This window comes from Kribbella sp. NPDC049174 (assembly GCF_043197365.1).
Classification (GTDB): domain Bacteria; phylum Actinomycetota; class Actinomycetes; order Propionibacteriales; family Kribbellaceae; genus Kribbella.
Map to the genome: position 1 here is coordinate 1,287,231 of NZ_JBICSZ010000002.1, position 14,580 is coordinate 1,301,810.

Here is a 14,580-nt window from a genome sequence, read left to right on the forward strand (position 1 = left end):
ATCGGCGCGAACCAGTTAGTCTCGATATTTCGGAAGCAGGGAAGGGAAGGCGCAGAGCAGGGCACGTCGGCCACGGGAGGGGCGACGAGGTGACCACCCCGACGCCAGACCAAGCGCGCGAGACGTACCAGCGCCCGGCCGGAGGCAGTGTTCCACGGCCGCCGCGGACGCTGGTGACTCGTGAGCGGTTGCACTCTGCGCTCGACCTCGGCGTCCAGGCCCCGCTGACGCTGTTGATCGCGCCGGCCGGCACCGGCAAGACCGTCCTGCTGGCGGACTGGGTGGCACGCCGGCGACGGTCGGGTGAGGCCGTCACCTGGGTGCCCGGGCAGGCGCCCGGCTCGCTGGGGCAGACCATTCAGGAAGCGGTCGGCGCCGACCTGCCGAGTCCGCCGGATCCGATTGTCGTCGACGACGCTCACTTGTTGCCGGCGGCGACTGTTGCCGACCTGTCCCAGGTGCTGAAGAAGTCGCCGCACGCGGTCCGGCTCGTACTGGCCACCCGGTACGACCTCCCACTGCCGGTGCCCGAGCTCGAGTTGAGGGGCATGGCGTTGACGCTGCGGTCGGGGGATCTGCGCTTCAACGACGCCGAGGCCGCCGCACTCGTGCAGGCGCATGCCGACAAGGCCACGCCGGAAGACATCCAGTTGTTCCAGCAACAGACCGCCGGCTGGGCGGCAGCGCTGGTGCTCGCGGCCCGGACCCTCGCTGCTACCGGTGCCGCCGTGTGGCCCGTGGTCAACCAGCGGCCGGTGCTCGACGTGCTGCTTGGCGAGAGCCTGAGCACCCTCGACGACCGGGTGCACGCGATGCTGCTGAGCACCTTCGCGGCCACCGCCATGACCGCGCCCCTGGCCGTGATGCTCAGCGGTGAAGCCGATGCCGGTGCGATGCTTGCGGATCTCGCCGGCAACGGACTGCTGGTGACGGCCTACGCCGACGGCACTGCCGGCGAACCGCTGTATCAGTACCACCCGCTGCTCGTCGAGCTACTCCGGCGACGGGCGGCCGGCAGCTCCGACGACGCGCGGATCGTCGTCGCGGCGCACCGCCGGTCGGCGCTGTACTACGAGAACCGCGGCGACGGCGGGAGCGCACTGCGGAGCGCGTTGGGCGCCGACGACCCGGACCTGGTGGCCCGGATCCTGCTGGCGCACGGGCCGGAGATACTCGCCGCCGGCGACCTCGATCTCGTCACGGCGGGCTTCGAGGCCCTCCCGGACGGCTATCTCGCCGCCCGTCCCCACGTGATCGGCGTGCGCGGACTGCTGCGGCGCGCCTCCGGCGACGTGGCCGGAGCAATGATGGATGCGGCATCGGCCGACGATCTGGCCGGTACGACGGAAGGCCGGCCGCTGACCCCGGATGACGACGCGTTGGCGGCGGACGCCGTACTGCTGCGGCTGTGGGAATCCCGCTACGGCTGGTACGACGTCCAGACCGCGATCGGACGGGCGAGATCCCTGCTGACGCTGGATCCGGCGGACGGCGACGGCCGGCGTGGCGCCGTACTCGCGCCCGAGCGGCTGGCGTGGTTGCTGATCGAGCTTGCGGCGGCGGAGACCTGGGCCGACGAACTCGATGCTGCCCTCAGCCATCTGGACGAGGCGCTCGTGACGGCACGGATGGTGGGCCATACGCGGCTGGTCGCGGGCGGCCTCGCACACCGTGCCGTGGTGCAGTACGTCCGCGGCCAGGTGCAGAGCGCGGCCCAGTCGGCGCAGGCCGCCCTCGATGTGGTCGGAGAGCGGGGACTGCCGCTGGAGTACGCCGTCCGGGTGCACGTCGTGATGGGATTCGCGGCTGTGAGCCAGCTGGACCTGGACAGTGCATGGCAATGGCACAAACTCGTGGTCGCGACCGACGTGGCCGACTCGGACACAGTGGTGACGGCATTGCGCGCGGTCTTGCGGTCGGTGCTCCTGGTCGAGGACGGCCGGCTCGACGAGGCGCTGACGGAACTCACCAGCGATCCCGCGGCGGCCGGGCGCTTACCGTCGTTCCTGTCCCGGGACCTGGCCCTGTTGCGGTTCCGGCTGGCAGTTCTGGTCGGGGACCAGCCCGGCGTCGAGGCGCAGCTCAGGGAACTCGACCGGACCGGAAACACGACCGAGGCCGAGCTGGCCCGGGCCATCCTCTCGATCAACCGGGGCGACCTGCCGGCCACGGTGGCGATGATCGATCAGCAACTCAGCCGACCGGACCTGTACCTTCCGCTCGCGTCGTCGGCGGCCTCGTTCCGGACCGTCCTGCTGGCCCGCATGGGCGATGTGCCCGCTGCCGATGCCTCGCTGGTCGACACCCTGAACCGGGTGGCGCCGCAGCGCATCCTGCACGCGCTGATCCCGGCCGGTGGCGAACCGGCGTTCCTCGACCAGTTGCGCCGGCACCTCGCGAGTCCGAACCCGCATCCGTTCGCGGCCATCGCGCTCGACAAGCTGTCGGGTTACCGGGACGCATCGAGTGAGTCCGGCGGAATGACGCTGCTGGCGCGGACCAGGCCGGATGCGCACGCTTCGCCACCGCATCGCCTCGACGCCGTCGTGAACGGTGCGCGGATCCGGTTGACGGCCCGGGAGGCGGACGTGCTCGAGCAGCTCGCGCTCGGTAGCTCGTACACCGAGATCGCCCAGGCGCTGTACATCACCGAGAACACCGTCAAGACGCACCTGATGTCGCTCTACCGCAAGCTCGGGGTGGAGAAGCGATCCGCGGCCCTCCGGGTCGCCCGCACCGTCGGCCTGATCTAGCGCACCCGGCAGGTCACCCTAATCGGAGGAGGACGGCGACTCGGTCGATTGGTGAGATGGGGAGTCCAGCGCGGAGTGCGGACAAGCGAGTGCTTGGAGCGTGCGCCGAGGTGGGCTGCCGCGCTCCGGCCAGAGGAGATCTCGTGAACACGACCCCGGACGACTTCGATCCGATCCCTTCGACCCGGCAGCGAGTACCGGTCGGCGTCACCTCGTTGAAGCAGGCGGAGGCCGAGGTGGACGCGCTCGCCGTACCGGTTGCCCTCGGGGCGGAGCCGCGCGAGGAACTCGGGACGAACGCCGCCGGACTGGCGTCCGCGGGATTCACCGGAGAGCGTGGCCAGACGCTCGTTCAAGCGCGCTCGGAAGGCCCGGTCCGGGTCGCCGTGGGGACCGGTGCGCCCGACCAGATCGACGCCACCCTCGCACGCGATCTGGCGGCGGAGTTCGCCCGCGCCGTCCCGTGGCACAAGCGCCTCGCGATCGAGATCCCGTCCCGGGACCTGGGGATCTCCCGGGCCGAGTTCGCCCAGGCGGTGACCGAAGGGGTGCTGCTGGCCCGCTGGCGGTACTTCGTCGGCAAGGACGCTGACCGTGCTCCGCTCGAATCGCTGCTGCTGGTGGCGGCCGACGAGGACGCCGAAGAGGTCCGCAGAGGGGTCGAACGCGGTCGGACCATCGCCGCGGCGTACTGCCTGGGCCGGGACCTGGCCAACTGCCCGGCCACGACCCTGTCGGCGGCCCGGATGGCAGAGGTCGCGCTCGAGGTCGGTCCGCCGGCGGGTCTCGAGGTCGAGGTCTTCGACAAGGATCAGCTGATCGAGATGGGCTGCGGGGGTCTGCTCGGCGTCAACCGCGGAAGTGTGGAGCCGCCCCGGATGATCCGGCTCCGCTACCAGCCCGACGAGCCCACCGGCCGGATCGCACTGATCGGGAAGGGCGTCATGTACGACTCGGGCGGGATCAGCCTCAAACCGAGCGACGAGTCGCACGCCCAGATGAAGAACGACATGACCGGCGCCGCGGCCGTGCTCGCCTCGATGACCGCCTTGAAGGCGTTGGGATGTACGTCGGCGGTCACCGGCTATCTGATGTGCACCGACAACATGCCGTCGGGGTCGGCGATGAAGCTCGGTGACGTGTTGAGGATGCGCAACGGCAAGACGGTCGAGGTACTGAACACCGATGCCGAAGGGCGCCTGGTGATGGCCGACGCACTCGCGCTGGCCACGGAGGAGCCCGTTGACGCGATCGTCGACATCGCAACGCTGACCGGTGCCTGCCTGCGAACGTTCGGCGTAGACATCGCCGGCGTGATGGGGAACAACCCGGCCGTGGTGGAGCAGTTGCGGCGCGCGGGTGACGTCGTCGACGAACCCGTCTGGGAGCTGCCGCTGCACCGGCCGTACCGATCGCAGCTCGACTCGTCGATCGCCGACCTCACCAACATGGGCGGCGTGAACGCGGGATCCATCACCGCCGCGCTGTTCCTCGAGGAATTCGTCGACGGCCACCCGTGGGCCCATGTCGACATCGCGGGCACGGCTCAGGCTCCGGCGGCCAGGACGTGGCGGAACAAGGGCGCGACCGGCTTCGGCACCAAGCTGCTGATCGAGTTCGCCCTCGAGTTCACCCGTCCCAGCGAAGCCGGTTCCCGGTCATGAGCGCCGCCGCGGCCCCGGAGAAGCCGGTCAAGAAGAGCGGAATGCAACGGGTTCTCGACGGTATCGAGCGGGTCGGCAACAAGGTTCCACACCCGGCCCTGATCTTCCTGGGGCTCATCGTCCTGGTCATCGTCACCTCCCAGATCCTGTCCTGGGCCGGGACGAGTGTGACCACCGAGGTCGCCGAGCCGGCGACGGTCGAGGTCGGTCCCGAGTACCCCGGGGGAACGAGTGTCCCCGGCAACGACGCGCCCCCGGCGCCGCCCGTACCGGACTACGAGCTGCGCGAGGAGACGATCACCGCCGAGACCCTGCTGGACGGCGACGGCATCCGGTTCATGTTCACCACGGCTGTCCAGAACTTCAACGACTTCGGGGTCGTCGCCGTCATCCTGGTGGCGATGATCGGGGTCGGCGTCGCCGAGGAAGCCGGACTGATCGCGGCCCTGATCCGCAAGATGGTGAAGGTGGCGCCCAGGGGCGCGATCACCTTCATCATCGTCCTGCTCGGCGGCATCTCCAGCGTCGCGTCCGACGCCGGCTATCTCGTCCTCATCCCGCTGGGGGCGGCCGCGTTCGTCACGCTCGGGCGACATCCGCTGGCCGGTATCGCGGCGGCCTACGCCGGGGTCAGCGCGGCCTTCTTCGTGAACATCCTGATCACCCCGGCCGACGGCATCATCACGGAGGTCACGAACGAGACGATCGCTCTGGTCGCGCCCGACGTAAGTCTCAACGTCACTCACAACCTGTACTTCTCCATTGCTGCGACGCTGTTCTGCGCTGCGGTCATGACGCTGATCACCACGCGCATTCTCGAACCCAGGCTCGGCAAGTACGACGCGTCCGAAGCCCCGTCCGACGCCCCGGTCGATCATCAGCCCAGCGACGAGGAGATGGCGCTGGAGTCGCGCGGCCTGCGCTGGTCGGTCTACTACCTGCTGATCGCCATCGCCATCGTCTCGGCGCTGACCTTCATCCCGGGGGCGCCGCTGCGCAACCCCGAGACCGGCGAGATCTTCGGGAACTCGCCGTTCATGAGCAGCTTGCTCTTCATCATCTCGATGCTGTTCCTGGCGGCCGGTCTCGGGTACGGCCGGGGCGCGAAGTCCCTGACCGGCAGCACGAACGTGATCAACGCCATCGTGAAGACGTTCAACGGCCTCGGCGGACTGATCTTCCTGATGTTGCTGATCGCCCAGTTCATTGCCTACTTCAACTACACGAACATGTCGACGCTGGCCGCGACCGGACTGGCCGACCTGCTCGAGCGGGCCGACATCGGCGCCCTGCCATTGCTGATCGGCTTCATCCTGCTCGTCGCGATCATCGACCTGATCATGCCCGGGGTGATCCCGAAGTGGGCCATCCTGGCACCGATCTTCATCCCGCTGTTCTACCGGCTCGACATCGCGCCGCAGACCGTCATCGCGGCGTACCGGGTCGGCGACGGACCGGTCAACGTGATCACCCCGCTGATGGTCTACCTGCCGTTCATCGTGCTGGTCTGCCAGAAGTACCGGAAGTCTGCCGGGATGGGAACCGTGGTGTCGATGATGCTGCCGTACACCTTCATCGTGCTGATCACGTGGACGCTCTTCTACATCGCGTGGTACCTGATCGGGATCCCGTGGGGTCCGGACGCGCCAGTGCATCTGAGCCATGGATGACGGCACGCTGAGCCTGATCATTCTCGGGCTCGCCGTCGTTCTGTTCGTCTGGAACCGACTTCCCGTCGACGTCGTCGCCGTACTGGTCGCCCTGGCCCTGTGGGCGACCGGCGTGCTGGGATTCACCGCCGTACTCGCGGGCTTCGGCGACCCGGTCGTGATCTTCATCGCCACGCTGTTCGTGGTGAGCGAGGGCGTCGACTCCACCGGCGTGACCGCCTGGGCCGGCCAGACGATCGTGAGGTACGCCGGAACGACCCGGGTCCGGCTGTTGATCGCTGTCACGGGGTTGTGTGCGGTGTTGTCGGCCCTGATCACGCTCAACGGAGCGGTCGCGGCGCTGCTTCCGCTCGTGGTGATGCTCGCCGTCCGCGTCGGCCAACCGCCGTCGCGGATGCTGATGCCGTTGACCTTCGCCGGGAGCGCTGGATCCCTGCTGATGTTGACCGGTACACCCGTCAACATCATCGTCTCGGACGCGGCCAGTGATGCCGGCGCGGGAGCCTTCCCGTTCTTCTCCTTCGCCGTGGTCGGGCTCCCGCTCGTCATCGGCACCATTGCCATCTCGGTGCTCCTCGGTCCCAGGCTGCTGCCTGCCGCCCGGCCGGCGCATCCGACCGCGGATCTGTCCTTGCACGCCCAGACGCTCGACATCCACTACGCACTGCCGAACGGCTTCTACCGGCTGCGCGTGCAGGAACTGTCGCCGCTGCTCGGACTCGGTGTGCACGACCTAGACCTCACGCCGTACCCGGGGGTGGCGATCGTCGGCGTCCAGGACGAACGGGGACGGACCCGCGAGGACGCTGCCATCGATGTCGACGACGTCCTGGTGGTGACCGGCCCGTCGGAACAGGTCAGGAGTCTGACCTCCGACTCGCGGCTTGCGGTCAGCATGGAACCGACGCCGGTCGACAACCTCATGACGCGGGAGACCGGTGTCATCGAGGTCGTCATCCCGCCGCGGTCGTCACTCGTCGGCGAGACCGTCTTCCCGGGAATGCATCGAGGACGTGACCTGGTCATCATCGCCGTCCAGCGGATGGGCAAGGACCGCGGCAACAAACAGACCGAGTTGCACGAGGGCGATGCGATCCTGGTGCACGGCCCGTGGCCGGCTCTCGACGAGCTGACCCGGGACCGGGACGTCCTGCTGGTGGACTCGCCGGAACTCGTACGGCGCCAGGCCGTGCCCTGGGGTCCGAAGGCGTCGATCGCCGTCACCATCCTCGGTGCGATGGTCGTCCTGCTCGCGACCGGCGCTGTCCCGCCCGCGATGGCGGGACTGCTCGCCGCGACGGCGATGGTGCTGACGAAGGTCGTCGGACCGCGACAGGCCTATCGCGCCATCTCCTGGGAGATCGTCGTACTGATCGGTTCCCTGATTCCGTTGTCGGCCGCGATCGCGTCCAGCGGCGGCGCGGACCGGATCGCCGATCTGATCGTCGACGCGGTCGGGCCGGGCCGGCCGTACTTGTTGCTGCTGGCCCTCTTCGTGCTCACCGCGGCGCTGGGGCAGATGGTCAGCAACACCGCGACCGTGCTGATCGTGACGCCGATCGCCGTGGCGGCCGCCGAAGGAACCGGGACCAACGTGAAGCCGGTTCTGATGCTCATCGCCGTCGCCGGGGCGGCGGCGCTGCTGACTCCCATCTCCACGCCCGCGAACATGATGATCATGAGCCCGGCGGGGTACCGCTTCGGCGACTACTGGAAGCTCGGCCTTGTCGTGATGGCGTGGTGGCTGCTCACGGCGCTGGTGATCGTCCCACTCGTCTGGCCGTTCTGACATGCCGACCGCCGACAGGTACGTCTCCACCGGCGGGCTGCCCGTGGACACCACCGTCGCCGAGCTGGTCCAAGCGGCGTACGAGCGCTTTCGCGAGAACGGCGACGGGGTCGTGTCGGACGTGTATCCGGCGTTGACCCGGGTCGATCCGGATTCCTTCGGCGTCTGTGTGGCGGCCACCGACGGCCGCGTGTTCGAGGCGGGCGACTCCCGTCGGTCGTTCACGATCATGAGTGTCGCCAAACCGTTCGTGTTCGCGTGGACGTGTCAGGCGGTGGGTGTCGATGCGATTCGCAGCCTGGTCGGGGTGAATGCGACCGGGTTGCCGTTCAACTCAGTGCAGGCGGTCGAACAGGCGGCGGCGGGGCGGACCAATCCGATGGTGAATCCCGGGGCGATCGCGACGACCAGCCTGACACCGGGCAGGACCTTGGACGACCGCTGGCACTTCATCGTCGACGGTCTTTCCCGCTTCGCCGGGCGCGAGCTCCACCTGGACCAGGAAATGCTCGCGTCGGCGTTGGCCACGAACCACCGGAACCGGGCTTTGGCGGCTCTGCTCAGGAGTCTCGCCGGACTGGACGGTGATCCCGACGAAGCGACCGAGCTCTACACCCGGCAGAGCTGCCTCAGTGTCGCCGCCACGGACCTCGCGGTGATGGGCGCGACGCTGGCGGACGGCGGGGTCTGCCCGGTGACGCAGCAGCGGGTGGTCGATCCGGACGTCGCCCGCGTGACGCTCGCGGTGATGACGATCGCGGGTCTGTACGAAACGTCCGGCGACTGGCTGCTCGACGTCGGGGTTCCGGGCAAGAGCGGGATCGGTGGCGGCATCGTGACGGTCTCGCCTGGCAAGGGCGCGCTGGGAACCTTCGGACCACGGCTCGATCAGGCCGGCAACAGCGTCAAAGGCCAGCTGGCGGCTCAGTTCCTCGCCCGCCGGCTCGGCCTCGACCTGCTCGCCTCGCAGCCGGCGCCGCCGGTCGCCGGGGCTACGGTGCCGCCAACGTGAGGGTGGCGGTGGCCGTCGTACCGGCCCGCAGGTAGGTCAGCTCGAGGGTGTCGCCGACCTCGCGGGTCAGGGTCGCGACCACGATCTGCTCACTGCTGACGGCTGGTTCGTCGCCGACCTTGGTGATGATGTCGCCTGCCTTCATCCCGGCCTTCGCAGCAGGGCCCCCGGCGTCGACCGCGAGGACGAAGAGTCCGGTCGGCGTACCCGCCGCCTGGGCGACCGCGGGCGGGATCTCCTGGACCTGAAGGCCGGTCGTCGGGTGACCCGGCCGGCCGGTGAGGACGAGTTCGTCGGCGATCGGCTTCGCCAGGTCCACCGGGATCGCGAAGCCGAGGCCGACGCTTCCGCCGCCGCTGACGCCGGAGGCGTTCGGGACGGTGGCAATCGCGGCGTTGACTCCGACCAGGCTTCCCGCGCAGTCGACCAGGGCGCCTCCGCTGTTGCCGGGATTGATCGCCGCGTCGGTCTGGATGGCGCCGATCAGGTGATGGGTCACCCCGTCACCCGGGACCGGTACATAGCGATCGAGGGCACTGACGATGCCGGAGGTGACCGTACTGGCGAGGCCGAGCGGCGCGCCGAGGGCGACGACGGGCTGGCCGACCCGGAGCGATGACGACGACCCGAGGTCGATCAGGGGATAGTTCTCCGCGGAGTCCGCGGCCTTGAGGACCGCCAGGTCGGTACTGGGATCACGGCCGACGATCGCGGCGTCGGAGCTGTTGCCGTCGCTGTACTGGACCGACACGCTGCCACCGGCACCGGCGGCGACCGAGATGACGTGGTCGTTGGTGAGGATGTACCCACCCTCCTTGAAGATCTGCCCCGACCCGGTCCCGGCCTGGGCACCACGGCGCGCCGAGATCGTCACGATCGAGGGCAGGACCTGGTCCGCCACCGGGGTCGCCGCGCACATCGCCGTCTCTGCGTCCGCCTGGCCGGTCGACGACGAGGCGCCGGCGGTGCTGCCGTCGCGCTGCACGGCGATGAAGATCAGTGCGGTGATGAGCGCACCGACGATCGCGCCGGCAATGATCGCGACCGGCAGGCGGTGGACCCATCCGAAGCGGCCCTGGCCGGTCGGGGGAGTGGCTACCGGCGGTTCGCCGTCGGGCTGGACCATCTCGACCTCCTCTGGCCCGCTCAGGAGTCGGAGCGCACCGATGGCAGGTCTTGCTCGACGCGCCCGTCGCCATCCTGAGAATAGGGTTGGCGTGCGTCCGGCAGTTCACCCGATCCAGGTGACTCCGGCATCGACACGGCGCGGTCGAAGTACAGGTACGCGACGGCCGCGGCGGCGACCGGCATCGCCAGGGCGAACAGCAGCGACGACAGCAGATTGATCAGCGTGGGCGACAGATCCGTGCCGAGCAGCAAGGTGATCCCGGCGACCGGCCCTGCCGCCAGACCAAGTCCGATGATGATCGCCAGCGGGACAGCGGTTCGCCACCACCGGCCCCGGACCAGAATCCGACTGCGCCTGAGCGCCGTACGTCCGGAGCAGCGTTCTGCCACCACGATCGGTACGGCGAACGCACGGCTCACCGCGTAGTAGATGGCCAGCGGGATCGTCGCGACGAAGATGGTGAGGGCGGCGATCACGACGACGTACTGCACGGCCGCGCGGGTCAATGGCCTCCAGTTCGACAGCACGTAGCGCATCGTGAGTGAGGCTGTCACCGGGACACCGCGGTCCAGGTGGTCGAGAGTCGCCGCGAGGGCTGCCAACAGCGCGAAGTACGTCGCGATGGTGAGGACCGTGACTACCAGCGCGATCAGAGAGGCCCAGAAGCCCGGCGCACTTTCGGTCGGAGCACCGAGGTCGGCAGGAGCGTCACGTCTGGCCACCTGCACCCGGGCAAGGATGACCGTCACCATGCCCAGGATGACGAATGCCGTTGCGAAGCCGGCGAACAGACCCGGTCGGGCCCGGAACAACCGCAGCGCGGCACTGACCGCTTGGCCCCAGGCCCGCCGCCTCCGGGCGGGCAGCGGATCAGCATCACTCCACCGCGTCCGGCTGGCCGCGAACCAGATCAGTACGACGAGCGCAGCGAGCACCAGACCGAGCAGCCAGGTCCGGTCGAGGGTCTCGCGGACCAGGTTCGATCCGGTCGCCACCGCCGTACAGAATGCGCCGGTACTGCTCGGCCCGAGCAACGTGCCGGCCGGCACGGTGGTGCTGTCGTCCCGCCAGGTCTCCTCGGCGTCCTGGATGGGTGTGGTCCACGAGTCCTTCATGTTCGGCCCGGTCGGTCCGTCGAAGAAGGACCGTTGCCGTTCGCCCCATCGGCCCTCGAAGGCCAGCCACGGATACTGCCGCACGTAGTCGGCGTGCGTCATCGGCACATAGGCGACGCGCGGTCTCAGGTCGGGTCCTGGATTCGTCGTGTCGTCACACCCCAGGCCCTCCGAGCCGCGACCGAGGTACAGGCGCCGGCCGAACTTGTTGGCGTGCGAACCCGCCGCGGGGTAGACGACCGGATGACTGCCGTCGACGATCTCCAGCTTGGCGTCGCCCCAGCGCGCTCGCTCGGCTCCGCCGTGCTGGCTGAACCCCACGGCGGTCGGGGTCGTGGTCAGAGCGGCCGCCGGGGTTGCCGCCTCGAAGACGAGCCGAATCGACTCCCAGTCGCCTTCGTGGGTGTTGTTGTAGTCGTTGAACACGTAGAAGAACCAGTACTCCAACGTGAGCTGCCCGGGGAATCCGGGATCCGAGGCGACATGGGCGTAGACGGTCGCCGGATGCGTGGCGTTGATGCGCGCCGACCACTCGGCATAGTCACAGCCGGGACGCAGGGGATCGCCGGGAAAGTCCAGGAAGTGGCCGGGGAAGCCGCGGCCGAGGTCCGTGCCTTCCGGCTGCGGCTTGACCAGGTCGGGCGGCCGCCACGGTCCGCGGAGCGCGACCTGCTGGTCACCCAGGACAGCCTCGACATCGGTGGGCTGAAACTGCTCGCCGTCCTCGCATCGCGACGAATCCTCCTGCAGCCTGACCACCGGGGCGTAGCGCTCGGCCAGCGTTTGCGCGGCGGTGTCGTCCGGGGATGCGGCCACGGCCTGGTCGGACAGGCAGAGGAGCATCAGCGTGATCAGGGCAGCCAACACCAGCGGCAGAACTCTTCTCCCCGTCATGTCGACAGCATGCGCCCGTTGAAACGATCCCGACACCATCCGACCCCGACCGGCCGACGCCGGCGAAGTCACCCGATCCGGGTGATGCGTCCGGTCCTGACTGCTTGGGACGGTGGCCGTCTCCTGGAGTACGGCGATGGAGTGGAGGCCCTGATGCCGGAGCAGGACGCCGAGCATGTTCTCGGTCCGATCGACCTGCTCGTGGTCGAGATTCCGCCGGCCGGTCCGGGGCCACGAGGATTCGGCGCGCTGCTGAACCTCGCGGAGCGGGATCTGGTCCGCATCCTCGACCTCGAGGTGGTGAGTAAGGCGGCCGATGGCGAGATGTCGCTGGTCACGCCGAGCGCTGCGCCTGAACTGTCCGCGCTGACGCCGTTCATCGGCGCTTCGTCGGGATTGCTGGACGCCGATGACATCCGCGAGGCGGGTGCCTTCATCGAGCCCGGCAACCTGGGGGTCGTCGTCATCTACGAGAACGAGTGGATCGTGTCGATGGAGGCCGCGCTCCGGGGCGAGGGCGCCCGGCTGGCCGCGACCGGACGGATTCCGGCCGCGGATTTCGAGGCGGCACTCGAGGACTGAGAGGAGCGACGATGAGACTGTTCAGGACCGCGGCGCGAACGGCCGTCGTTGCCGGGACGGCAGCCCGCGTCCACAACCGCGTCGCCGCCAGGCAGCAGGGAGCCTGGGCTGCGTCCACCGCCGCCGCGCCGCCCCGGGCCGTGACGTCATCCGGTCCGGACAGGTCGCCGGTGCTGCGGCAACTGAAGGAACTCGGTGAGTTGCGCGACCGTGGCGTACTCACAGACGCGGAGTTCGAGGCCGAGAAGGCCAAGATCCTGAACAGCACCTGACGGCAGGCCGCCCCGTCGCCCGAGAAGGGTGATGTGTCCCGGCGGCGGGCGCAGCAGAGTCGAGTCGACGGGCCGTGAAAGGGGCTTCCCATGGGCCACTACGTCATCCGCGTCAAGGGAACCCTGTCGCGCGACCTGACCGACGCGTTCCCTTCGCTGGCCGCCGATCCGGAACCGGCGCAGACCGTTCTGCATGGATACCTCGCCGATCAGGCCGCGCTGGCCGGCATCCTCAACCACCTCGACATGCTGGGCATCGACATCCTCGAGGTCATGCAGGTCCCGCCGTCCCGGCCGCCGGAAGATCCCTGAGCATTGCGCTGCGCCGGTTCTCCGTGGAGCCTTTCAGGTGCTGTGCGGGTGCTCGGAGACGACGACGTCCGCTCTACGAGGGAGAGTGGTCCAGTTGTGGCCCGTCGTTGGTGCGGTTCTTCCGCAGGCGATGGCGATCGCCTTGAGCCCGGTGCCGATGATCTGCATCGTGCTGGTGCTGATGTCCCCCCGACCGGTCCGGGCCGGGCTGAGCTTCGCCGTCGGCTGGGTCGGCGCCTTGGCGATCGCCGTCGGACTCGTCGCCTGGCTCACGGACACGGTCGCCGAGGACAACGGGGAGGCGGCGCGTGACGGCGTCGACCTCCTGCAGTTGGCAGTCGGCGTACTGTTCGCGGTTCTCGCGGTCAGGTACTGGCGTCGACGCCCGGAGCCTGGTGCGCCTCCACCTCGGCCGGCAATTGTCGATCGAATCGTGACAATGTCGGCACTCGGCCTGGTGCTGACGGGTGCCGGTGCGGTGCTGGCGAACTTCAAGAACCTTCCGCTGGTCCTGAGCGCCGGCAGCTACATCGGCGGAGCGGGCCTTGGTACTGCCTCCGCGATCGGCGCCGTGGTCGTCTTCGTCGTCGTGGCCTCGCTGACGGTTCTCGTTCCGCTGCTGGCGATTGCCGTCACCGGAGCGGAGAAGTCGGCGCGGACCCTGAAGTCCGTCGAGACCTGGCTCCTGACCAACCTGAACACGATCACCATCGTTCTGCTGACCGTGCTCTCCGCCGTCATGATCGGCAACGGCCTCGACCTGTTCCGCTGACGGCGTCACCCGCCGAACATCTCGCGCAACGCCGCCTCCTGCTCGCTCGACAGGTTCGACTGGATGAGCTCTGGTCGCCGCAGCCCGGTCGCCTCGAACGTCGCCTTCACCTTGTCCTGTACGACGTCACTGGTCATCAGGAACAGTGCCGACGTACCAGGAGTGACCTGGTCGCGAACGGCTTTGATGAAGTCGTCGTCGATCCCCACATCGGCCAGCGAACCGGCGATGGCGCCGGACGCGGCACCGATCGCGGCACCGGCGAACGGCATCAGGAAGATCATCCCGAAGAGCATCCCCCAGAACATGCCACCGATCGCCCCGACCCCGGTCAGATTGCGTAGTTGCCGAGTCTTGGGCCGGCGCTTCTCCGGCTGCCACGACACCGACGCGGCGTCGTGGATCTTGATCAGGTCCTGCTTGGCCAGCGCTTCCAGGGTTGCGATCGCCTGATTTGCCCCGTCCCAGCTCGCGAACTTCCACACCGTCAGCGTCGACATCGCCACTCCCTATCGCGCCCCACCCGACCCCCTCCACCCTGCGGTCCCCACCCCGGCGTCACCTCACCCCACCCGGGTGAGTGCCCGGCCGCGTGGTCTTGACAGTCACTACGACC

12 protein-coding genes are annotated in these 14,580 nt (G+C 68.9%); 9 read left to right on the top strand and 3 right to left on the bottom strand.

Going from position 1 to position 14,580, the window contains the following annotated elements:
- Positions 1–89: 89 nt before the first annotated feature.
- From ACGFIF_RS16765 to glsA, 5 genes are all read left to right on the top strand, one after another.
- A complete protein-coding gene (locus tag ACGFIF_RS16765) occupies positions 90–2,753 on the top strand; it encodes a LuxR C-terminal-related transcriptional regulator (RefSeq protein WP_393155325.1) in 2,664 nt (887 codons plus the stop codon).
- 143 nt (positions 2,754–2,896) lie between these two features.
- Complete coding sequence (locus tag ACGFIF_RS16770) at positions 2,897–4,417, top strand: leucyl aminopeptidase family protein (protein WP_393155327.1); 1,521 nt, start codon at positions 2,897–2,899, stop codon at positions 4,415–4,417.
- Entirely contained in the window at positions 4,414–6,087 is a 1,674-nt protein-coding gene (locus ACGFIF_RS16775) for an AbgT family transporter (protein WP_393155328.1), read from the top strand. The genes ACGFIF_RS16770 and ACGFIF_RS16775 overlap by 4 nt, the downstream gene beginning before the upstream one ends.
- On the top strand, positions 6,080–7,876 hold the full coding sequence (locus ACGFIF_RS16780) for an SLC13 family permease (protein WP_393155329.1): 1,797 nt from the start codon (positions 6,080–6,082) through the stop codon (positions 7,874–7,876). The genes ACGFIF_RS16775 and ACGFIF_RS16780 overlap by 8 nt, the downstream gene beginning before the upstream one ends.
- Before the next feature lies 1 nt (position 7,877).
- Positions 7,878–8,888, top strand: coding sequence for a glutaminase A (gene glsA / locus ACGFIF_RS16785; protein WP_393155330.1), 1,011 nt, complete (start codon positions 7,878–7,880; stop codon positions 8,886–8,888).
- Here glsA and ACGFIF_RS16790 read toward each other — a convergent pair.
- Together ACGFIF_RS16790 and ACGFIF_RS16795 are read right to left on the bottom strand one after the other, a co-directional pair.
- Entirely contained in the window at positions 8,869–10,014 is a 1,146-nt protein-coding gene (locus ACGFIF_RS16790) for a S1C family serine protease (RefSeq protein ID WP_393155332.1), read from the bottom strand. The two genes, glsA and ACGFIF_RS16790, sit on opposite strands and share 20 nt — an antisense overlap.
- Before the next feature lie 20 nt (positions 10,015–10,034).
- Positions 10,035–12,026, bottom strand: coding sequence for a hypothetical protein (locus tag ACGFIF_RS16795; protein ID WP_393155333.1), 1,992 nt, complete (start codon positions 12,024–12,026; stop codon positions 10,035–10,037).
- A gap of 153 nt (positions 12,027–12,179) precedes the next feature.
- Here ACGFIF_RS16795 and ACGFIF_RS16800 point away from each other — a divergent pair, with 153 nt between their 5' ends.
- The 4 genes from ACGFIF_RS16800 to ACGFIF_RS16815 all read left to right on the top strand — a co-directional run bounded on the left by ACGFIF_RS16800 (position 12,180) and on the right by ACGFIF_RS16815 (position 13,964).
- Entirely contained in the window at positions 12,180–12,608 is a 429-nt protein-coding gene (locus ACGFIF_RS16800) for a DUF6325 family protein (RefSeq protein WP_393155334.1), read from the top strand.
- Between the two features lie 11 nt (positions 12,609–12,619).
- Positions 12,620–12,880, top strand: coding sequence for an SHOCT domain-containing protein (locus ACGFIF_RS16805; RefSeq protein WP_393155335.1), 261 nt, complete (start codon positions 12,620–12,622; stop codon positions 12,878–12,880).
- 90 nt (positions 12,881–12,970) lie between these two features.
- The gene (locus ACGFIF_RS16810; RefSeq protein ID WP_393155337.1) at positions 12,971–13,192 is read left to right on the top strand and encodes a hypothetical protein; all 222 of its coding nucleotides are present in this window, start codon (positions 12,971–12,973) and stop codon (positions 13,190–13,192) included.
- Between the two features lie 94 nt (positions 13,193–13,286).
- The gene (locus ACGFIF_RS16815; protein ID WP_393155339.1) at positions 13,287–13,964 is read left to right on the top strand and encodes a GAP family protein; all 678 of its coding nucleotides are present in this window, start codon (positions 13,287–13,289) and stop codon (positions 13,962–13,964) included.
- 5 nt (positions 13,965–13,969) lie between these two features.
- On the opposite strand, the gene ACGFIF_RS16820 is transcribed toward ACGFIF_RS16815, so the two are convergent.
- A complete protein-coding gene (locus ACGFIF_RS16820) occupies positions 13,970–14,464 on the bottom strand; it encodes a DUF1269 domain-containing protein (RefSeq protein ID WP_393155340.1) in 495 nt (164 codons plus the stop codon).
- Between the last annotated feature and the right edge of the window lie 116 nt (positions 14,465–14,580).